Origin of the sequence: Persicobacter psychrovividus (assembly GCF_036492425.1) — a bacterium.
In the GTDB taxonomy this organism is placed as follows: Bacteria; Bacteroidota; Bacteroidia; order Cytophagales; family Cyclobacteriaceae; genus Persicobacter; species Persicobacter psychrovividus.
The window spans coordinates 183,542-205,709 of record NZ_AP025292.1 but is presented as its reverse complement, the minus strand read 5'-3'; the positions used below and the strand labels follow the sequence as shown (position 1 = coordinate 205,709).

21 protein-coding genes are annotated in these 22,168 nt (G+C 42.5%); 13 read left to right on the top strand and 8 right to left on the bottom strand.

Features of this window, described 5'->3' with window-relative positions; genetic code table 11:
* Window positions 1–166: 166 nt before the first annotated feature.
* The 3 genes from AABK40_RS00850 to AABK40_RS00840 form a co-directional block, all read right to left on the bottom strand.
* On the bottom strand, window positions 167–1,720 hold the full coding sequence (locus AABK40_RS00850) for an Rne/Rng family ribonuclease (protein ID WP_332922152.1): 1,554 nt from the start codon (window positions 1,718–1,720) through the stop codon (window positions 167–169).
* 218 nt (window positions 1,721–1,938) lie between these two features.
* Window positions 1,939–2,790, bottom strand: a complete 852-nt coding sequence (locus AABK40_RS00845; protein WP_338397404.1) for a tetratricopeptide repeat protein — start codon at window positions 2,788–2,790, stop codon at window positions 1,939–1,941.
* 65 nt (window positions 2,791–2,855) lie between these two features.
* Complete coding sequence (locus AABK40_RS00840) at window positions 2,856–3,149, bottom strand: HU family DNA-binding protein (RefSeq protein WP_053406260.1); 294 nt, start codon at window positions 3,147–3,149, stop codon at window positions 2,856–2,858.
* 164 nt (window positions 3,150–3,313) lie between these two features.
* Between AABK40_RS00840 and mutY the strand changes: the two genes are divergently transcribed.
* The 6 genes from mutY (at window position 3,314) to AABK40_RS23815 (ending at window position 9,674) form a co-directional block, all read left to right on the top strand.
* The gene (gene mutY / locus AABK40_RS00835) at window positions 3,314–4,387 is read left to right on the top strand and encodes an A/G-specific adenine glycosylase (protein WP_338397403.1); all 1,074 of its coding nucleotides are present in this window, start codon (window positions 3,314–3,316) and stop codon (window positions 4,385–4,387) included.
* Between the two features lie 152 nt (window positions 4,388–4,539).
* The gene (ssb, locus tag AABK40_RS00830) at window positions 4,540–5,028 is read left to right on the top strand and encodes a single-stranded DNA-binding protein (protein WP_338397402.1); all 489 of its coding nucleotides are present in this window, start codon (window positions 4,540–4,542) and stop codon (window positions 5,026–5,028) included.
* Between the two features lie 145 nt (window positions 5,029–5,173).
* Window positions 5,174–6,538 carry a gliding motility-associated protein GldE gene (gene gldE, locus AABK40_RS00825; RefSeq protein ID WP_332922156.1) on the top strand — a complete coding sequence of 455 codons (1,365 nt, stop codon included), beginning with the start codon at window positions 5,174–5,176 and terminating at the stop codon, window positions 6,536–6,538.
* Window positions 6,539–6,547: 9 nt separating this feature from the next.
* Complete coding sequence (gene gldD / locus AABK40_RS00820) at window positions 6,548–7,129, top strand: gliding motility lipoprotein GldD (protein ID WP_332922157.1); 582 nt, start codon at window positions 6,548–6,550, stop codon at window positions 7,127–7,129.
* A gap of 24 nt (window positions 7,130–7,153) precedes the next feature.
* On the top strand, window positions 7,154–9,250 hold the full coding sequence (recG, locus tag AABK40_RS00815) for an ATP-dependent DNA helicase RecG (protein WP_338398069.1): 2,097 nt from the start codon (window positions 7,154–7,156) through the stop codon (window positions 9,248–9,250).
* Between the two features lie 136 nt (window positions 9,251–9,386).
* Window positions 9,387–9,674 (top strand): PLDc N-terminal domain-containing protein, encoded by a 288-nt coding sequence (locus tag AABK40_RS23815; protein ID WP_421953293.1) that lies wholly within the window; start codon window positions 9,387–9,389, stop codon window positions 9,672–9,674.
* Window positions 9,675–9,734: 60 nt separating this feature from the next.
* Here the strand turns inward: AABK40_RS23815 and AABK40_RS00810 are convergent, their stop codons facing one another.
* From AABK40_RS00810 to gpmI, 4 genes are all read right to left on the bottom strand, one after another.
* A complete protein-coding gene (locus AABK40_RS00810) occupies window positions 9,735–10,727 on the bottom strand; it encodes an aldo/keto reductase (RefSeq protein WP_338397401.1) in 993 nt (330 codons plus the stop codon).
* A gap of 50 nt (window positions 10,728–10,777) precedes the next feature.
* Window positions 10,778–11,275, bottom strand: a complete 498-nt coding sequence (locus AABK40_RS00805; protein WP_332922159.1) for a hypothetical protein — start codon at window positions 11,273–11,275, stop codon at window positions 10,778–10,780.
* 166 nt (window positions 11,276–11,441) lie between these two features.
* Window positions 11,442–13,307 carry a GAF domain-containing protein gene (locus AABK40_RS00800; RefSeq protein ID WP_338397400.1) on the bottom strand — a complete coding sequence of 622 codons (1,866 nt, stop codon included), beginning with the start codon at window positions 13,305–13,307 and terminating at the stop codon, window positions 11,442–11,444.
* A gap of 333 nt (window positions 13,308–13,640) precedes the next feature.
* The gene (gene gpmI, locus AABK40_RS00795; protein ID WP_332922161.1) at window positions 13,641–15,161 is read right to left on the bottom strand and encodes a 2,3-bisphosphoglycerate-independent phosphoglycerate mutase; all 1,521 of its coding nucleotides are present in this window, start codon (window positions 15,159–15,161) and stop codon (window positions 13,641–13,643) included.
* Between the two features lie 268 nt (window positions 15,162–15,429).
* Here gpmI and AABK40_RS00790 point away from each other — a divergent pair, with 268 nt between their 5' ends.
* From AABK40_RS00790 to AABK40_RS00760, 7 genes are all read left to right on the top strand, one after another.
* On the top strand, window positions 15,430–15,825 hold the full coding sequence (locus AABK40_RS00790; protein ID WP_332922162.1) for a DUF4783 domain-containing protein: 396 nt from the start codon (window positions 15,430–15,432) through the stop codon (window positions 15,823–15,825).
* 136 nt (window positions 15,826–15,961) lie between these two features.
* Window positions 15,962–16,816: a carboxylating nicotinate-nucleotide diphosphorylase gene (gene nadC / locus AABK40_RS00785; protein WP_332922163.1), complete on the top strand. Its 855-nt coding sequence runs from the start codon at window positions 15,962–15,964 to the stop codon at window positions 16,814–16,816.
* A gap of 34 nt (window positions 16,817–16,850) precedes the next feature.
* Entirely contained in the window at window positions 16,851–17,372 is a 522-nt protein-coding gene (locus AABK40_RS00780; RefSeq protein WP_332922164.1) for a YcxB family protein, read from the top strand.
* 376 nt (window positions 17,373–17,748) lie between these two features.
* On the top strand, window positions 17,749–18,252 hold the full coding sequence (locus tag AABK40_RS00775; RefSeq protein WP_332922165.1) for a regulatory protein RecX: 504 nt from the start codon (window positions 17,749–17,751) through the stop codon (window positions 18,250–18,252).
* Between the two features lie 2 nt (window positions 18,253–18,254).
* Window positions 18,255–18,911, top strand: a complete 657-nt coding sequence (locus tag AABK40_RS00770) for a carotenoid biosynthesis protein (RefSeq protein ID WP_338397399.1) — start codon at window positions 18,255–18,257, stop codon at window positions 18,909–18,911.
* A 54-nt stretch (window positions 18,912–18,965) separates the two neighbouring features.
* A complete protein-coding gene (locus tag AABK40_RS00765; protein WP_332922167.1) occupies window positions 18,966–19,871 on the top strand; it encodes a MerR family transcriptional regulator in 906 nt (301 codons plus the stop codon).
* 234 nt (window positions 19,872–20,105) lie between these two features.
* The gene (locus AABK40_RS00760) at window positions 20,106–20,966 is read left to right on the top strand and encodes a hypothetical protein (protein WP_332922168.1); all 861 of its coding nucleotides are present in this window, start codon (window positions 20,106–20,108) and stop codon (window positions 20,964–20,966) included.
* Window positions 20,967–21,189: 223 nt separating this feature from the next.
* On the opposite strand, the gene AABK40_RS00755 is transcribed toward AABK40_RS00760, so the two are convergent.
* The gene (locus AABK40_RS00755; protein WP_332922169.1) at window positions 21,190–22,128 is read right to left on the bottom strand and encodes a hypothetical protein; all 939 of its coding nucleotides are present in this window, start codon (window positions 22,126–22,128) and stop codon (window positions 21,190–21,192) included.
* Window positions 22,129–22,168: the final 40 nt, after the last annotated feature.

The following is a 22,168-nucleotide window of genomic DNA, read 5'->3' as shown; positions in this document are numbered from 1 at the left end:
ATTTCCACAGATTTTTTGATGGGGGCTATTCAAATATTACTCACTCTCAATATTCTAAGTGAAGTAAAAAATTAGGGTAATCCTTTAAATCAAGGTAATCATGGTCTATAACACGTCCTAAATCACCCACTTGTCCACAAAAAAAGAGCTCCAAAAGGAGCTCTTCTTATTTTACTTCAATTTCTTCGCCATCTTTGGTCCGCATAGAAAACTCTGTCAGTCCCAATGATGAATCTTTTTCAAGGTTCACCCATCTCCAGTATTTTAAAAACCAATTCATCCGTCGAGAAGGGAATCCCGTGGTGAAATAGGCGTGGAGGTATGGATGTAGCGCAACGGTTAATTTTTTTTCGTTTTGTTTTGTAAGGATGTAATCGATGTTTTCCTCAATTTGGTCTGCTACTACGATTGATGCGGTAATAGTACCGCTGCCGTTGCAAGTCGGGCAAACCTCTTTTGTCTGAATATTCAGCTCTGGGCGCACTCGCTGACGAGTGATTTGCATCAGGCCGAACTTCGTCAAAGGCAATATGGTAAATTTAGAACGGTCGTCCTTCATCTCCTCCTTCATTCGCTCATACAATACCCTTTTGTTTTCAGGTAAGCGCATGTCGATAAAGTCAATGATAACGATACCACCCATATCACGAAGTCGTAATTGCCGAGCGACCTCGTTTGCAGCTTCCAGGTTCACTTTCAATGCAGTGGTTTCCTGGTCGGACTCAGCGTTGGATTTATTCCCGCTGTTGACGTCAATGACGTGCATAGCCTCCGTATGTTCAATGATCAGGTAACCGCCGTTGCGTAAACTCACGGACTGACCGAACAGGGATTTAAGCTGCTTTTCCACGCCGAAATTCTCAAATATCTTGGCTTTGCCAGTATAATGCTTGACAATTTTTTCTTTCTCAGGGGCGATGGACCTGATGTAATTTTGTACCTCCTCAAAGACCTCTTCGTCGTCAGAGACGATCTGGTCAAATGATTCGTTGAGCATATCTCTCAATATGGATGAGGCTCTACCCATTTCACCAATCACCTTATCTTTAGGCTTGGCAGTTTTTAACGCTTTAACGCCATTTTCCCATTTCTCCACCAAGTTGCGCAGGTCGCGGTCCAATTCGGCCACTTCCTTGCCTTCGGCTACCGTACGAACGATAATTCCGAAGTTCTCAGGACGAATAGAGTTCAGCAGACGGATCAGTCTTTTGCGCTCTTCTTTGCTGGTGACTTTTTTCGATACATGTACTGCATTCGAGAAAGGCACCAAGACAATGTATCGTCCGGCGATAGACAACTCACAGGACAAACGAGGTCCTTTTGTCGATATCGGTTCTTTTACCACCTGCACTAAGATCTGGTCGCCCTTAGAAAGGACCTGACTGATCTTACCCAATTTATTGATATCCTCTTCAGACTTAAAGCCATTCAGACGATAATTGGTATTCTTTTTATTTTGGGACTGCTTGGTGTATTTGTTCAAAGAACGGACCTGAGGACCCAGGTCAAGGTAATGAAGGAAGGCGTCCTTTTCATAACCGATGTCAACAAAGGCGGCATTCATACCTGGAGCGATCTTTTTGACCGTCCCAAGATAAATATCACCGACATTAAACTGGTTTCCACTATCCTCGGTGTGGAATTCCAATAGTCGTTTATCTTTTAAAAGGGCTAACCGACATCCATTTTGAGTTCCATTAATTATTAGTTCGTTACTCAAAATCTTAAATATTTAAGTGAAAAGATGTCCGTAGCAGCAAAACAAACGAAGGCTGAACAGTATTTCACTGTCCAGCCTACGAAAACATCGTTATAAGACTACTTCTTCTTGTGTCTGTTTTTTCTAAGACGCTTTTTTCTCTTGTGAGTAGAAATCTTATGTCTCTTTCTTTTTTTACCGCAAGGCATAATTAAGAGTTTTTTAGTTATAAAATAATTTTATTGAAGCTGTTCCAAATAATCACCTGCCGTCGCCTGAACCACGGGATCGTCGCTGTTGGCAACTACCCATTCAAACGCTGACTTGGCCTTGGACTTTTTTCCTAACTCAAAGTAGCTCAATCCCAAATAGAAACGAGCTTGCAAATGCTGAGGACTCACCTCAACAAGATGCTTAAAACGCTGTGCCGCCTTTTCATACTGCCCCGATTGCATCGAGAGCATTCCCATGGCGAACAGCGCATCCGGTTGGTCAGGATCTTTGGCCAATACCTCACGCAACGACATCACGGCCTTCATTGGCTGATCAGTAGAAGCATAAGTCATCGCTAAATGTGTTTTTGAACTCAAATCCTCTGGATGATCCTTCAAATACATTGCCAAATATTTACGGGTCTTTTCTCCATACTCAGATGCTTTGCTGCGATCCGATGCATATTGAAAAGCGTCGTAAAAATATTCACCAACCGACCTCAGCCTATCGGCTGAAGGTTCTGCGGGCATGGATTGTTCTGCAATAAATGCAGCACTATCAAACTGACCCAAACTTTTGTACATTCCCGCTAAAGAATCCGCAAACATAAGCCTTTTGGCTGATATTTCCGAATTTTCATAGCTTTCTTTTACCTGAACGAGCTGTTTTCTTAACGAAACATCCTCTTTTACGCCGTGTTCGTGTCCAGAATGGTCGTGACCATCGTGATCATCATGGTCGTGGCCATCATGCTCACCGCTATGGTCAGCAACCCCTGAAGCCTGATTTTCAGCAGTAAGTTCAGCGGTTTCGTCAGTGGCTTTTTCCTTCACTCTTGGCAGGCTATACACCAGGCCGGTAAGAATGATTACTGCCACTATTAAGGTTATGCGGGTTCGGGACATAAAGGGGAGGTTGGTTGTTTAAATCAGCTAATTGATAATTATTCGCTATCTTTAACGCTTGCTTTTACCTTCTCAACAAACACTTTTGATGGTTTGAAAGCCGGTACATAATGCTCATCGATAACGATAGCGGTGTTTTGTGAAATATTACGAGCTACTTTACGCGCTCTTTTTTTGTTCACGAAACTCCCAAAACCACGAACGTAAATGTTTTCGCCATTAGCCATTGAGTTCTTCACAACCTGGAAGAATGCCTCAACAGTTTCTTGAACGTCTGCCTTATCAATTCCGGTTTGCTCAGCGATCTGAGAAATTACGTCTGCCTTAGTCACTTTGCTTATATTTAAGTTTTAAAAATTTAATTCGTAATAATCTATTACCCAATTATTTTTGGGCTCACAAAAATAACGGTCGGTATTTAATTAAAAAACAATTCGGACAAAAAATATCGCTGATTTCTCTGCCGATAGTGCTCAATTAAAAAAATAAATTTTTCATGCAAGACTTTGTAAATAAAATCGTTAGGTGGTACAAAAAGAATTTACGACCACTACCTTGGCGAGCCACAAATGACCCCTATCGCATCTGGCTTTCAGAGGTCATCCTTCAGCAAACACGTGTAGAGCAGGGCCAGCCCTATTACGAGCAATTTACAACAGAACACCCTAATATACAATCACTTGCAGAAGAATCGGAAGAAAAAGTTTTGAGGCTATGGCAGGGCCTTGGGTATTATTCACGTGCCCGAAACCTGCACAAATGCGCCAAAGCGGTGGTAAACCTCCACGCGGGTCATTTCCCCAATAATTACAAAGAATTAATAAAATTACCCGGAATAGGTCCATATACCGCAGCGGCGATCGCTTCCTTCGCATTCAATGAACAAATTGCCTGTGTGGACGGCAATGTTTACAGATTACTGAGTAGGTACTTCGGAATTGAAGATGATATTGCAAGCGGGAAAGGGCAGAAGGTATTCTTTGAAAAAGCACAGTCGCTGATTCCCGCAGATCAGCCTGCCGACTTCAACCAGGCAACCATGGAGATGGGAGCAATGATCTGCACGCCTAAAAAACCCCGATGCGAACAATGCCCAGTGCAGCAAGGGTGTTATGCTTTCGAGCATCAGGCACAAGGCCGACTGCCCGTGAAGATCAAAAAGCTGAAAATAAAAAACCGATATTTAAATTACAGTGTTTTTCAGTTTGAGCAGCGGATTATTATGAACCGCCGACCAGAGAAAGGTATTTGGGCAGGGCTTTATGATTTCCCCCTGCATGAAAGCAAGCTTAGCCTTGACAGCTTCGAGCCACTGCTTGAAGCCTACCCGGCACTGAACCCCAATGATTGGCTGTTGGGCAACATCAGCAGTGAATACAAACATATTTTGACACATCAGAAATTGTTTGTGACGTTTTTTTCTTTTAACTGCAAAAACAAAGCGGCTTACGAGGCACTAAAACAAGCACTTAAAGCTGAAGAATACAATTTAGAGGAAATAGAGGAGCTTCCGAAACCAAAAATAATCGATCAGTTCCTTTCTGACACCTTCCTTCAGCCAGAACGATAACACTTATTTCCGCCAATGAACATACGTTAATTTCGACAAATGATATTTTTTTACTACATTCCAATGATCGGAAGAGTATGGAGGCGGTGGTTACATTTCCAAAAAGAGCCTTATATTTATACAAAACAGCAAAACAAAAGCTTATACATATTATGATTAACAAAGCGATAATTCTCGGTAATCTTGGTGCTGATCCTGAAGTACGCCACCTTGAAAATGGCGTAAGTGTAGCCACCATTAATGTAGCCACCACAGAAACCTATAAGGACAGAAACACCGGTGAACGCGTCTCCAACACCGAATGGCACCGCATCGTTCTTTGGAGAGGCCTGGCGGATGTGGCTGAAAAGTACCTCAAAAAAGGTGATCAGGTTTATATTGAAGGAAAAATTGAAACACGTCAATACCAGGATCAGGCAGGAGTTACCAAATACACCACTGAAATTGTAGGGCGAGAATTGAAAATGCTGGGCTCACGCCGAGACCGAGATCAAAGTGCAAACCCTCAGCAGGCAGCAGCACCGCAAGCTCAGCCACAGGTAACCCACGCACAGCAAAACGCAACTGTGGAAGATCCATTAAAGGCACCAGCAAATGCTGCACCGGCAAACAGCCCCGCCGACGACGATCTCCCATTTTAAAATAAAAATGTTTCTTAATGCGCTACTTGGTTCGTTCCAATGGCGCATTTTTTATGCCCGAATGAAAATTGTCTGACAGATATGCTTGCTTTAGATCAATTTTCCCGATTTTTTTGTATTTTATCAGAAATCATCTTTAAAGAACTTGGAAACAACAGTCATCGACGACCCCTATCCCCTGATGATGAGCATGACTCATCTAATCGGCCCCCACTTTTGGTTTTTTATTACCACAGGATTGTCCATTTTCGTCCTCCTGGTCATGTCTTTCATTGCCTCAGGATCGGAAATTGCTTTCTTCTCCCTTGACACCGAAACCATCAAAAGAGTAAAAAATGGTGACAGTGGGGAGAAAATGGTCTACCAACTGATCAGTAAGCCAAAGCGACTACTCGCCAACATCCTAATCCTCAACAACTTCATCAACGTAACGATGGTGCTCATCACGACCATCATGGTTTGGAAAGCCGTAGGAAAGGGAGAATCTGAAGCGGGAGTCATTGCAATTTTTACCACCATTCTATCTTTGGTCATCGTATTTTTTGGTGAAATTATTCCTAAAGTCTTTGCCCGACAGAACAACCTGAAGTTCGCTAAATTCTCCGGACGGATTTTGGTGGTTTCAGAGTTCCTTTTCAAACCCCTGGCCTGGCTGCTGATGAGCTGGTCCAACATTATTGAACAGCGCATTCACCGCAAGGGCTACCAAATTTCTGCCGATGAAATTTACCACATTCTTGAGCTGACTGAAAAAAGCACCTCAAAGGAAGAAAAAGATATTTTAAGGGGGATTGTCAATTTCAGCTCCCTGACGGTAAAGCAGGTGATGCGAAGCCGGCTTGACATAACGGCCTTTGATCTTGAAATGAATTTTCATGAGTTGATGAACAACATCAACAAAAATAATTTTTCGAGAATCCCTGTTTATAATGAAACGATCGACAAAATCGAAGGCATTCTGTATGTCAAAGATTTACTGCCCTATATTGATCGCGACGAACACTTCCCGTGGCAGGATTTACTCCGCCCCCCGCATTTTGTGCCAGAACTGAAAAAAATTGACGGTTTGCTGAAGGAGTTTCAGGAAATGCGTGTGCATATGGCCATCATTGTGGATGAATATGGCGGTACTTCCGGCCTGGTAACCCTTGAGGATATCATTGAAGAAATCGTTGGGGAAATCAAAGATGAGTATGATGACGATGAGCTTTCTTTCAAAGAAATTGACGCCAACACTTTCATCTTTGAGGGAAAAACAAGTTTGAACGATTTCGCCAAAGCACTCGACATTGATGTCAATCGGTTCGAAGAGTTCAAAGGAGAGAGTGAGTCCCTGGGAGGACTTTTACTGGAGATCAATCATAATTTACCAAATGTTGGACAGGAGATCAGCCTGAGCAACCTTACTTTTACCATCAACTCTGTTGATCGAAAACGCATTAAGCGTGTGCGTGTCAAGCGAAATATCCCGCCGGCAACACTCGACGACAAAACCAATAAAGTTGATTAAAACACCTCCATGAAAACAAAATATTTTCTTCTGATCATCGGTCTTGTTGCATTTATGCAAGCTTGCCATGAAGACAGTTATTACCCCAAACCTTCGGCTTTATACCGGATGCCACTGCCTGAACACGAATATGTGGCAGTCGCCGACACCATGCCCTATCAGTTTGAAATCTCTAAATATGCGATCATCAAACCCGATACCTCTTGGATTGCCGAAGCCCACTGGGTACACATTTTTTACCCTGATTTTGTGGCTGATGTACAACTTACCTACAAGGCCGTTCATTCTCAGCAAGAATTACAGCGGTTTGTAAACGAAAGCTATAAACTGACGGCCAAGCAGCAGATTAAGGCCACAGCCATTAATGAGGGAAAATACACCACCCCGAACGGACACGTGGTCAGTTTTGCCGCTATCGAGGGCGAAGTACCCACGCAGTTTCAGTTTTTCACCACCGACAGCACCAAGCACTTTTTGCGAGGAGCCTTATATTTCAGAACATCTGTTGCCAACGATTCCCTGGCACCAGTAATTAAATATGTTACCGAAGACATCACTCATATGATGAATACTTTGGAGTGGAAAAAATAACACGCCGGCAGGAGGAGGGGGCCAATCATGAATTTCTTCGAAACAAAAATTGAATTTCTCAAAGGAGTGGGGCCCAAAAGGGCTGAAATCCTGAAGAAGGAACTGAATATTCATACCGTAGGGGAGCTGATTCAGCATTACCCCTACCGGCACGAGGACCGGTCGCAGTTTCACCAGCTCGATCAGGTGCAGGCCGATTCCCCATATATACAGGTGCGTGGCTGGGTGCGCGAAATTGCCACCTTCGGCGAGAAGCCCAAACAACGCCTCGTTGTTACCTTCTCCGATACGCATGGCACCATTGAGCTGGTGTGGTTTAAAGGGGCAAAATGGATTGAGAAACAGCTTTCCATTGGCATGGAGTTATTGGTCTTTGGAAGGCCGCAAGCTTTCGGTGGGAAAATCAATATTCCGCACCCAGAAATCGAACCGCTAACCGAGGAGAAGAAACCGCAAGCAGTAGGCTTACAGCCTGTATATCATACCACAGAGGTGATGAAGCGGCGTTTTTTAGACAGCAAGGCAGTCAGTAAACTGATGAAAGTTGCCGTAAACCAGTCGCTGGAGCATATTCACGAACCCCTTCCTGAATATTTCAGAACACACTTCAGCCTGATTGATAAAAAAATTGCGCTCTGGCACATTCACTTTCCCCCAACGGCCGAACACCTTCAGCAGGCGCAATACCGCCTAAAGCTTGAAGAGCTGTTCTTTCTTCAGCTTCGGTTGCTCAAGCTAAAAATTGCCCGCACCGAAAAGTTCAAGGGCATGATCCTGAAACGAACTTCCCTGCTCAACACCTTCTATAAAACGCACCTTCCTTTTGAACTGACCGGCGCTCAGAAAAGGGTTGTCAAGGAAATTCATACTGATATGAGCAGTGGTCAGCAAATGAACCGCCTGGTGCAGGGAGATGTAGGCTCGGGAAAAACCATTGTTGCCTTTATCACGATGCTCATTGCCGTAGCAAGTGATACACAGGCCGCTTTAATGGCTCCCACAGAAATTCTGGCCACCCAGCACTACGAAGGCCTGAAAGCATTTGCGCAAACGATGGGCGTTACAATAGAACTGCTCACGGGCTCAACCAAAAAATCTAAACGCACACAAATTCACCGTGACCTTCTGAGCGGCGACCTTAAAATACTGGTGGGCACCCACGCACTGCTCGAAGATGTTGTACAGTTCAAGCGCCTTGGCCTTGCCGTGGTGGATGAACAGCATCGGTTTGGCGTGGCGCAACGCGCAAAATTATGGGGAAAAAATAAAGACATTTATCCGCATGTACTCGTCATGACTGCCACCCCAATTCCACGCACACTCGCCATGACCCTTTACGGTGATCTCGATGTTTCGGTGATTGACGAACTGCCTGCAGGCCGTAAACCTATTCAGACCTTCAACCTGAACGATGCCATGCGTTTGCGGGTAAATGGCTTCATCAAAAAAGAGGTCGAAAAAGGGCGGCAGGTGTATATTGTTTATCCTTTGATTGAGGAATCCGAAACGATGGACATCAAAGACCTTCACGATGGCTATGAAAGTATTTGCCGTGCCTTCCCGAATTATCACATCAGTATTGTGCACGGGCGCATGAAGCCACAGGATAAAGAGTTTGAGATGCAGCGGTTTCTTCGGAACGAAACACAGATTATGGTCGCCACCACTGTTATTGAGGTAGGGGTAAATGTACCCAACGCCTCCATCATGATTATTGAAAATGCTGAACGCTTTGGTTTGGCACAGCTTCACCAGCTCAGGGGGCGTGTAGGGCGTGGGGCCGAGCAGTCTTATTGTATCCTGATGACCAAAGACAAACTCAGCAAAGACAGCAAGGTGCGGATGGAGACCATGGTAAGAACCAACAACGGCTTTGAAATTGCCGATGTCGATCTCAAATTACGAGGCCCAGGCGATATTACGGGTACACAGCAAAGTGGTATTCTTGATTTGTTACTTGCTGATATTGCTAAAGACGGAGACCTGATGACCAAGGCCCGTGAGGCAGCACTTAAAATTCTCGACAAAGACCCAGAACTGAAAGCTCCCCACCACCAGAGTATTGTCCAGCACATCAGCTCATTGAAAAAGGACACCACCAACTGGGGAAGAATAAGCTGATCATCACCAATAGTAATCCCATTGGGTTAATATCTTTAATGTAAAAATATCATAAGTTTATGGATGAAAATTAATACTTGATTAATTAATGGAGGCCCTAAAAAAAGTATTATTGTATAAGCAATAGCCTCTGAATATGAAAGATTTAATTTCAAGTTTTTACCATACTTTCACTCTTAAGCTCATCACTGTCTTAAGCTGTGTATTGACGACCCTGTCAATGTTTATACTGCATGCCAACTATAAAATCAGTGCGCTGTTTATAGGCAGCTGCATCTTGTTGTTGGCGTTCTGCTGGATCGTTACGGCATTTCACATTGTTCAAAACGCATCAAGTCAGGCAAAACCCAAATGGATCATTTTCATGCTGATTTTACCCTTCATTGCGCCAATTTTCTATCATCTGAAAGATTCTCCCCATTAAATTGGCCTGCCATTTCAAAAATCAGCCAAAATTTAACAGCTCATCGGGGTGGCCAATGGTTTAATTCCAACGCAACGATTTCCGAAACTGCCAGTAATCTTCTGGATTTTCCGCCAAAGCCAGGCAGCATTCCAACTCCTCCGCAGTAAGTTCAAGTGAAGAAGCCTGAAGGTTTGATTTCAGCTGATCTTCGGTTATCGCACCACTCAAGGCAACATCGGCCCACGGTTGCGCAAGCACTACTGCCATAGCCAGGACGTCAATGCCTACCCGATATTTTTCAGCAATCGCCACCAGGGGCGAACCTTTCCCTCTAAGCGGTTTCAAATCTTTGTCCGTCAATCTGCCATTTGCAAATACTTCTTTAATAATGATACCCATTCCTGCCTGATGTGCCCGCTGCAATTGCACACCAGCCGATTGTTCATAGATATTCCATGTCGCCTGAACCACATCAAAAAGCGGTGCACCACTAACAGATTTCACTTCCATAGCCCGTGCGAGGACTTCCCCCTGTTGTGGACCACTCAGCGAAAGTCCCAGCAAAATACCGTGATTCTTCTTGAGCTCAAAAAGTGCCTGATGCACTTCCGTATTTTCGAGAATCCCACTTTCAAGCGTTGCCGAATGCACCTGATAAAGATTAAGCTGGTCGCCAAAATTCTCTTTGGAAATCTCCCACTGACGCAACAGATTCTCCAGACTGTGATCTTTAACCTCGTGCGCTTCAACATCAATTTTCCAGTCAGCAACATAAGTGTAACCCCACTTTGATCCCACACACAAATCGGTATAAGGTTGTCGTTTCACCCATTCAGCCAAAAACAATTCGCCCTTACCGTAGCTGCGCGCTGTATCGAAGTAGCGGATTCCTGAACGATAGGCAAGGTCCATCATTTGCTGAGCCTGCGTTTTCATGGCCTCAGGTGTATAGTCAAAATTAAGGTCGGAGCCATGCCCTAAAGTAATGTAGGCTGGTCGGCCAAGTGCCGCGGTGCCAAGTCCAATTTCACTGACTTGCAAAGAGGTATTTCCTAAGCTTTTTATTTTCATGGTTGGGTAGGTCAAAATGTTGGGGTATTGCAATTGTGGTTACTGATCGTTTACCATTGGGGAACCATAGAGATTTGATAATGGACTGTATCCTCTAAAATCACTTTTGTTAATCCACTGACAGTATAATGAAGCAGCCGCTCGTTTTTCCATTGCAACTCAACAGTTCGCTCGGCTTTGTGCACCAGGGTGCTGCTTTTCAGGGTGGCATTTATTTGCTGGCTGCCATCGGCAAGATATTTCACTTTCAGCCAATTCACTTTGGCCTGTGGGTCTGCTTTTTTCAGTGTATAAGTAACCGTTTGCGCGGTGGAGTCCTTTCGGTACATCCCTTGCAGTACTGGTTTGTTCAGGTCAAGATCGTCCAAAATTTTAAACTGATCAGTCCAATTGACTTCCTGCCCAGCAATTTTTTTTGACTCGCGCTCCGCTCCAATTAAAATTTGCTGCTCAATAGCGGGCTGCTGTTTTTCCATTGTGGTTTTCAGCTGATCCACCGTTGATTTTACAGGAAAGTACATCTCCCTTTCCACGGTATCGGGTGCCATATTACAGGATTGTAGCAAAAAAAGGAGGGGAATCAGAAGTGCAAATAACTGCTTTAGCATATCGTTTTTATTAAATTTTATCCAATTAAACCATTTCTGAGCCGAAGGGCAAAAAAAATCCGACAGGAAGCCCGTCGGATAAGTATGCTTGTGTATGAATTAACCGCTAAGCCACCAAAACACCTGCCTTAATTTGCTTGACCCAGTACCACGTATTTTCATCAATGGTGAATGTTCCTACGGATAGTTCCATCTCGTCGAACATCGTTTGTATGGGCGTTTGTGTCATTTCCGCCTGCTCCATCATGGCCTGTAACTGTACCAGCAATTCCTGATGCCTGATGGCCTGCGAAAAAGGCTGGTCCACCATTTCAGCATCGCTATTGTAGCCCAGGGCGGAGGCAAAATGCTGATTTGCTGAATGCACCTGCCCGTTGTGATTGATCAGCATCCATGCTTCATCATTGGCCAAAGCGTGATTAATCAGTATATCTTTCAGTTCAATATCCGTCTTCAGTGCTGCCGCTTCTTCTTTTTGGGTTTCCTGCAACCTGTTAAGTTGCTCATGGGTTGCCTGCATCTCCTCCATATTTTGCCTCAACTCTTCTTCCTGTGCCCGCATTTGCTCCGATTGCCCCTGTGTTTCTTTTAGTAATCGAGAAGTTTGTTCATTGGTTCGGGCGTTGTAGATGGTCATGGCAATGGCCTGCGCCACCTCCTCAAGGAATTCCAGCTGATAATCAGTGATAGGATCAAAAGATGAGATTTCAAGTACCCCTTCAACCTTTTCATTATTGACCAGTGGAATGATGGCCAAAGCCCGCGGAGGAGTATCTCCCAGACCTGAAGTAATGCGCACGAAGTCGGCAGGAATTTCTGTCATATAGGTCGATTGCTGATCCAGGCACGCCTGACCGATCAACCCGTGACCAAAGGGAATAAATCTGTCGATATATTTTTTCCGATCATAAGCATAAGTCGAAACCTGATCCAGCCCCGACTGATTGTTTTGCTCCCCAACCACATAAAATGCCCCTTGTACTGCCCCAAGGTATTTAACCAGGTGAAGTAATATGGCATCACCTAAAAGGTGAAGTTCATCGAAATCGTTTCTGATAATTTTGGTAAGGTCAGCCAACCCTTCAATTTTCCACAGTCGGCGTTTCTCTTTTTCATTGACAACCTTCAGCTGCTGACGCATATCCACCAAGGCATTGCCCAGTAAATCGTGCTCACCGTTAATATTGAATTGCTCATCCAGGTTGCCTTCACCGATTTGCTTGGCGAATACAGAAGCTGAAGCTAAATTCCCACCTACAGCTTCAAGTGCTTCAGTCATTTCTTGAAAGTCTTTCAAATCTGTTACCTTGTAACTTTCAGGAAGTTCCCCCTTGGACAACTTGCGCAATAAGCCTGAAATACTGTCTATCGGTCTGCCGATCAGTTTGAATGCGTAAGCCAAAAAACCAAAACACTGAAGAAAAATAAAAGCCAAAAACAGCAGAAAGTACATGACTAATTCACCAATATAACTATTAGTATTTTCTATATGATTATCATATTCTAAACTTACATCACCCTGTAAATTATTGATCTCATTAATTAATAATAACGCATCGACACTGCTTGTCTTCTCACTTGATTTCAGGGCATCGAAATATGTATTTTCTTGCTGTCTCAACCTGCTTAAACCCTCTGAGAAATAGGCAACTTCTGTGAGGGTTGCCGCCTGCACAGCCCTGTCAACCGCTTCATTAAACTGCCCCTGATATTTTATAATAGCATTGTTGAAATCATGGACTGACATATCAGTTGATGCCACCACGAGCAGTTTACTGACATTCGACTCCATATCGTTCAAAGCAAACCGAAGTGGGGTAAGACCCATTTCTTCTACTTCACGGCGCTGTTTGATATGTTCTTTATTCGATAAAATCTTCACGGCAGGAATACTGCTCAGAAGCAATACACCGCTAAAAAACAGGATACATCGTTTTTTAATTGACGCACCCTTCCATAGGTTGATTCCCATATATAAAGCTTTCTGTTTATTTCTAATAAAAAATATGACTAATTTGAATAAAGTATTATATCAAACGGTCTTAATGTTTGCAAAAATAAAAAAATAAAATGATTACAATTTATTTTATATGAAATAATATACTCCCTATCGAAAGTATCAGAACATAGGAGAGATCAAATGATTAGCAAATTAACGAGTGACTGTTTTAACTATTCAGGTATTTTATAAAACAAAAGCCCGAAGCCATCATAATACTATATGGCTTCGGGCTAATTTACTTTCTTATATTTTTACAAATTATATCAGCATAGATATAATTTATAATAGGGATGCTTCAGTGGATTAAACCAAAACCTCACCAGTCATTTCAGCAGGGATTTCAACACCCATCATTTTCAGGATCGTTGGGGCTACATCACCCAATTTACCGTCTTTTACGTCACCTTTGAAGTCGTTATCAACGATGATGTAAGGTACTTCATTTGTGGTGTGTGCGGTGTTCGGAGAACCGTCAGCATTAGCCATGAACTCAGAGTTACCGTGGTCAGCCAATACCATAACAGTATAGTCGTTTGCCAAAGCTTCTGTGATCACTTTTTCTGCACATTTATCAACGGTTTCTGCAGCTACAACAGCAGCTTCAAAAATACCTGTATGACCTACCATGTCAGGGTTAGCGAAGTTCAAACAGATAAAATCTGCTGATTTTGCTTTCAACTCAGGAAGGATACCTTCGGTGATTTCTGCCGCAGACATCTCAGGCTGAAGATCATAAGTTGCCACCTTTGGAGAAGGGCACAAGATACGTTTTTCACCATCGAATTCTGTTTCACGGCCACCCGAGAAGAAGAACGTTACGTGTGGATATTTCTCTGTTTCAGCAATACGGATTTGCGTTTTGCCTGCATCAGCAACAACTTCACCCAATGTATTTACCAAGTTATCTTTGTCGAACATCACTTCAACTCCTTTGAAAGAAGCATCATAGTTCGTCATGGTAACATATTTCAATTCCAACGGCTCCATGTTGTGCTCAGGGAATGCCTCTTGCGTCAATACTTTTGTGATCTCACGGCCACGGTCAGTACGGTAGTTGAAGCAAATCACTACATCACCTTTTTCCAGCTTCGCCAAAGGCTCACCAGCTTCGTCAGTAATGATCAATGGCTTGATGAACTCATCAGTGATGTCAGCATCATAAGAAGCTTGCATTTTAGCACCCAAGTCTGTGATTTTCTCACCTTCAGCGTTTACCAATGCATCATAAGCCAATTTCACACGCTCCCAACGGTTATCGCGATCCATCGCATAATAACGACCTACAACAGAAGCAATTTTACCTGTTGATTTAGCCATATGTGCTTCAAGGTTTTCGAAGTGCGTTTTGCCTGATTTAGGGTCGCAATCACGACCATCAGAGAAAGCATGTACGAATACATCTTCCAATCCTTTATCTGCAGCAATCGACAACAAAGCATTCAGGTGATCCAGGTGAGAGTGAACGCCACCGTCAGATACCAAGCCCATCAAATGTACTTTTTTGTTGTTCGCCTTTGCAAAGTCCAAAGCATTTGCCAATGTTTCATTGTCTTTCAATGTATTGTCAGCAATGGCTTTGTTGATTTTTACTAAGTCTTGATATACAATGCGGCCAGCACCCAAGTTCATGTGCCCTACCTCAGAGTTACCCATTTGTCCGTCAGGCAAACCTACGAACAAACCAGAAGCCTGTAGTTTAGAGTGTGAATATTTCGTGTAAAGAGAATCTACGAAAGGTGTTTTCGCTGCATCGATTGCTGAAACTTGAGGGTTAGGAGCAATTCCCCATCCATCAAGAATCATAAGCATTACTTTCTTATTCATGACTTATATATTAATATGAGATTTATGATCATTTCATCGCCAAAGCGTGCTGGCATGTTTGGTGCGCAATTTACGTGCTATTCTACCACTTGCCTGTGCCGACTTCTATTTATTTACAAAAATAGAAGTTTAACCGACCTACTTTGATGATTTTAATCATGATGTAGGGCAAAGAGTTCAAAAATGCAGTAAGTAAAACATTATTAATGCTGAAATGATTATATTGAGCCTTGAATGCTTTCTTTTAAAAATCCCCACCACTGAGGATATGAATAAAATCTACTATACTTTTCTGTTCTGTATTTTGTACTGCGTTAGCTTTCAGGCCCATGCACAAAGCGAGGTGCTGCAAAAAGTTCGTGTTGCCCTGAAAACAGGAAACGCCAAAGAGCTTTCGCGCCACGTGCACCAGAACGCTGAACTGACTTTTGATGGCGAAAAAGCCAACTATAGCCGTACGCAAGCCGAATTTGTATTGAAAGATTTTTTCAAAAAGAATCCGCCAACAGATTTTCAGTATGTTCATCAGGGAACTTCCCGTGAAGGACTGAAATACAGCATTGGCAAGTATGAAACCCAAACGGCCACTTACCGAGTCTATATGTTCGTGAAGCGCTATGACAACAGTTATTTTGTAGATACGATCGACTTCAGTAAAGAATAAACTTGCCTGAGGGTTGCTGCATTATTTTTTGACAACCTATTCTAATTTGCGGGAAATTTATCAAAAATTCACCCCCATTTTTTCATCCTTTTAAAGGACATTTGTCATTTGTAACCTTAATTTATACTTTTGCACCATGTTAGCATATTTGACTGAAGAAGCATTATCGCAGTGTATTAATACTGCCATTCGTGAAGATATCGGAGAGGGTGATCATTCTACCTTAGCGGCAATCCCTGCAGATGCAGTAAGTCGTGCGCAGATGATCATCAAGGATGATGGAATTATTGCAGGACTGGAAGTTGCCAAGCGTGTTTTTAACGCTGTAGAGCCGCGCCTAAAAGTGACATTGAAAAAGCAAGATGGAGACGTTGTAAAGAAAGGGGATATTGCGCTGGTTGTGGAAGGACCCGTACGAGGCATTCTTTCTGCAGAGCGTTTGGTATTGAATTTCGCACAGAGAATGAGCGGCATTGCCACCCGTACTAACCACCTGATGACGCTTTTGGAAGGCACCAACACCCGCCTGTTGGACACCCGTAAAACCACACCTAATGTTCGTGTGATGGAAAAATGGGCAGTACATATCGGAGGGGGAACGAATCACCGATTCGGCTTGTATGATATGGTGATGTTGAAAGACAATCACAACGATTACGCAGGAGGAATCACCCAGTCGGTTCAGGCCACACATAAATACCTCAAAGAGCATAACCTCAACCTTAGAATAGAAGTTGAGACCCGCAATTTGGAAGAAGTAAAAGAATGCATCGAAGTAGGAGGCATTGATGTTGTCATGTTAGACAATATGTCGCCTGCACAAATGAAGGAGGCCATCGCCGTAATTGATGGAAAGTTTGAAACAGAAGCTTCAGGAGGAATCACCGAAGAAAATATCCGCGAGATGGCGGAAGCAGGGGTTGATTTTATTTCTGTAGGTGCACTGACTCATTCTGTAAAAAGTTTAGATATTAGCCTAAAAGCATTTTAAGTCGAAGCGTTGTCTTCGTATTATTTTAACAGTTATGATCATTAAGACCAAAAAAGTTCAATTAGACAAGAACGAGTACATTAAAATGGCCATGCTGCACACGCTGAAAAAACAGTGGTGGGTTGCATTAATTTATTTGGCAATTTGCTCAGGAGCTATCTTTATCCCTTCATGGTGGTGGTTTTCCATGGCAACCGTTGCTTTGGTAATTTATGTACTATTTTGGATGATTCAGTTCGCTGGACTAACGCAAATGGAGCAAGGGCAATTATTGTTCGAAAAGCTTTACTATGAGATCACGAGTCAGCAAATCCTGATCAAGATGAACGAACGTCAGGGAATGCCAATGAAGTGGGATCAAGTTCAGGAGGTTACAAAAACCAAAGATGCGTATGTACTTTGGATCTCAAAAGCGCAATTGATTCACCTTCCGTTCCGCGTATTCAAAGGGGAACGTGAATTCAGCTTTTTAGAGAGCGTCATTCTTGATCGTAAATTTGATAAAAAAGGAGACAACAAATGGGTCAATAAAGTTGCTGAAAAGAAAGCCGCTTAAACCTCCCTTCAAAAAATATTATACCAAAGCTACTGTTTTTGCAGTAGCTTTTTTTTTGCGCCCAAAGGCCGACTTGCCTTGAAGCAAAAAATTTTAAGCCTAAAAAAAGCCCTGCGTTTCAAGCAGAGCTTTTAAAGAATTGCAATAAGGTGTGCATACATTCAATACTCAATAATCACATGGGCGCAAACCTACAATTTGATTCACTGGAAATACCCATAACACCAATGCATTCTATTATATACTTTTCTAACGATCTAAAAATCAGTTAGTTACTAATGCGTTTGATTTTATGAAATGTTCTGATATTCATTATATTCAACAATCATAAGTTGCAAATTACTTTACTTAAGCTGAAAGATTTGTATTTTTAGACATGCAGAGAAGAAACCAGGCAGACTATAAATCCCTTTACCTGAAGGCGGCCAACTATTGCGCTTATCAGGATCGCTGTATCCATGAAGTTCATGAAAAACTGAGCAAGTGGGGACTCGAAGAAGAGAAAATCCCCGTGGCCATTGAACAACTTCAGGAGGAAAAATACCTTGACCAGGAGCGTTACACCCGATCCTATGCAAGAGGTAAGTTTTATTATCAGAAGTGGGGGAAAATTAAGATTCGCCAAGCCCTAAAACTTAAACAGGTAGATGAATCTTTGATCCAAAAAGCCATGAATGAAGAAATTAAAGCAGACGATTACGATCGGGTACTGACACGAATTCTTTATAAAAAATACCATCAGTTGTTCAAAGAAGAAGACCTTTATAAACGCAAGATGAAGACCGTTCAGCATGCCGCCCAAAAAGGTTACGAGCCCAATGTTATTTATGCCTTGATTGATGAGGCGATACAGATGAACGAAGACGATTTCGAATTTTAACCATGTACCATATCAACCTATCTTCCTCCGCTTTTTTTAGGCCGAAATACTTGCTGCCACTGTTCGTTAGCATGCACGTCGCAGGTGCTATCGGCCTATTAATCCCTGAAACCCAAACCTACTTTCAGGCCCTGACACCGCTAAATTTACTGTTTGCCAATGGCATTTTATTTGGCTTAGCAGAAAATAAACAAGCCGCTTTCTTCCGCTTTGCCCTCATTTGCTACTCTGTTGGCCTCCTCGCCGAAATGGTCGGCACCAACACAGGCATCATTTTCGGAAATTACAGCTATGGCCATACCCTTGGCTGGAAGTTATGGAATACCCCACTGACCATCGGCTTGAACTGGTTTGGCCTGATTTATAGCGCCTCCTTTTTACTGGATAAGGTTCGACTCCCAAAAATCATGAAGGCCCTCCTCGTTGCTACAATGCTTGTTGTGCTTGATCTCTTTATTGAACCTGTGGCCATCCACCTGGATTTCTGGCATTGGTCCTCCGCGGATGTACCAATTCATAACTATTTAGGCTGGTTTGTCATTGCTTTTTCTTTAAGCTATTTTTACTTTCAAACCATCAACGTTCATAAAAATCCACTTGCCCATATTTTCTTTTTGGTGCAATGTTTCTTTTTTATTTTTCTTTGGAATATGCTATAATTTTAGCGTACAAGGCGTTTAGACTATATCGTAGCCTAATTAACTAAATTAAATATGTCAAATTATTCCATTAAAGACCTTGAGTTGCTATCAGGAGTGAAGGCGCACACCCTCAGAATTTGGGAGCAGCGTTACAACTTTCTCAAACCTCAGCGTACAGATACTAACATCAGGCTTTATTCTGACGAAGATTTACGCCTGATTCTCAATGTCTCCCTGCTTAAAGAAAACGGTATCCGTATTTCCAATATTGCCAAAATGGACGAAAGGGAAATGCGGGAGAAAGTCATCAAAATCACGGATTCTCAAACTTCTTTCCCTGAGCAGATTTATGCCCTAACCCTGGCTATGGTCGAGCTCGATGAAGAACGTTTTGAGAAAATTATGGGGACCAATATTCTAAAGCACGGTTTTGAGAAAACGATGGTGAATATTGTTTATCCTTTCATGAGCCGAGTGGGATTACTATGGCTGACAGGCGGAATTAACCCCGCTCAAGAGCATTTTATTTCCAATTTAGTACGACAAAAGCTGATGGTCGCGATTGACAGTCAGTTTATTTCTGAAAAGGAAGTCAAGGATAAATATATGCTGTTTTTGCCCGACGGCGAACTGCACGATATTGGCCTTCTGTTTGCCAATTATTTATTAAGACAGCGTAAAAACCGTACTTATTACCTCGGCCAAAGTTTGCCTTTTGAGCATCTGATCTCCATTTATGATATCCATAAACCCGATTTTCTGTTAACCATCCTCACTGTCACGCCAACCTCATTTATTGAAGTTCAGCGGTTTGTTGATGATATTTCCCAAAAATTCCCCAAAAGCACTATTTTGATCAGTGGCCCCCAAATTGTTGGGCAAGGCATTGAAGAACCTGATAATGTTGTCATTCTTAACAAATTTCAGGACTTGGTCGATTTTATCAATGATCCAAACAAGAGTAAGTACCAACTCTAAACAGCCACCGCCACTCACCACCTGCTAATCAATCACTTACAAGTATTCTTATAAAATAACACCCCATAATTCTTCCACAAAACATACGTTTGTTACTTCATCAACAAATCAGAAGCTCCAACCTCTGCCTGTGGTATTGAGTAAATCATTTTATATATATAGTTGAATCAATTATCTTTCGCCCTGAAGGAATCTATTTGACTTTGAGTACCTGATTTAACCAATGTCCCACCTATGAAGACACAACGTTTCAACCTATTATTTTTTCTACTGATCCTTACAACAGGCTCCGTTTTTGCCCAAGGCCGAGCAGCCTCCAAAGGATTTAGTCATCACACGAACCTGCGCAGTAAATGGTCTTTTGGTGCATCGGTAGGAAGTACCACTTTGAATACTGACGCCCTTAAACTGGCTGACAGTAAAAGTTACTTTAACCCACTGGTAGGCATAGGGATTCATTATCAGATTAACAACTACTGGTCAGCTTCTGCACACCTAAACTTTTTCAGCCAAACTTTCGATGGCGGATCACTTCCCATGTATAAAGATTCTGTTTCCCTCGCTTTTAGCAGCAGAAATATAGAGTACTATGCAGTCATCAGAAGAAAAATCCTGACCAGCCTCAACTATCTAAAAGCCACACAATACTGGGATATTGACCTATTCGTAGGCCTGGGTAACGTCATGTTTATTCATGAAGACTACAGCTCCTCTTCAATTAGAAATGACGGCTTCGTGATCAACAATGCCACCAGCCCCAGCACGGATAACATTTCCATGATTTCACACGCTCAATTAGGCATAATTGTCCCTGTTGGCTTAGGTTTTAATTATCATATCTCTGACAAGTTCACCGTGAATATCGAAGGGGCTTATCGCTTTTCAACCTCAGATTTTCTCGATGGCATTAAAGTAGAAGGGCAAGCCAAAGATGGGTACTTTTACTCTTCTATTGGTGTTGTTTATCGCCCATGGAATAAATCAGGAACAAAATACCTGTACAACCAACACCTGAAAATCAAGCAGAAAAATCGAAAACGCAGTACACCAAAAAAAGTGAAATCTAAAAATTACCGTTCAACAAATAAGCTGTAATCAATTCACTTATCCACAAAAAAGGGGTTTTCCACAATTAACATGTGGAAAACCCCTTTTTATTTACATTTACCGTTTCGGATTTTCGATAATCATGAATTTTATCGCTGTTTCACCGACAAACCACTCATGTTTCACAATGATTAGTGGATAAGTAAAGAGTTATCCACCGAGTTTTCAACATATCCACAATAATTACTCACAAAACTGTGGATCACGCACATTATCGGTCCGTATTATTGATTTGCTCCTTGGGAACAATCGGCGGGGCAACAATCGGCCGCTCCTTCAACTCCTCAGGTTGCTGCTCTATTGGCACCCTGCGTTCCATCAAAAACACCTTCCCTTTTTCATTGGTAATCAAAAGGCGTTCTTCATCCAAAAACAAGACTCCCTCTGACTGCCCTGAATTTAAAAACCGTTTGCAGTATACTGGTACCAGCTGAATGGTATTATCCTCCTCGAAAAAAGTCTTGTACATCAGCACCTTTCCGTAACTCAAAAGCACCACCTGACGACCATCTGGACTGATATCTGCACCCGTTACCTGCAATTTCATTTTGAATTCCTGCACCACTTTTGCCTCATAGCTTCCTGCCCGATCAGGCAACTGATAAATCTTAACCTGTTTACCTCCCCGAATTTTAGCAATCAGATAAAGGTGACCTCTGGCCCAAAACATCCCCTCGCAGTCAAAACGTTTGTCCTTATTCTTTTTGGGAGGAAAATCCCGCTGGTCCTCATAATGATAATTAATCACCTCCACATCGCTGCTGAAAATATTGTAACGATAAATGGTCAGGTCTTTTCGCCCATTCAAATTATTGCCAATATCGCCTATAAAAACGTGGCCGTCATTATCTTGCGCCAAATCTTCCCAATCGACGTTTTTAACACCTGGAATCGCAATTTCCCCCTTTAAATCTTCACCATCTTTAAAGGCATATAAAACAGCGGGGCCACCGCTATCCGAATGGGTAAAAAACAAATCGTTATGTGCCGCCAAACCCGAGGACTCCTTCACCTGGTCAGGTAACTTGCCAACCATATTAATTTCATAAAGCCGATCTGGGCAAGACTCACACACTTCATTAGGAAAAGGGCAACCGATCAGGATACTTTTTACAGCCATCCAAACCGAAATAAATTGCTTAAAAATCATATTTTATTTTTAAAAATAACAAGGACATTTTGCCCCTTTA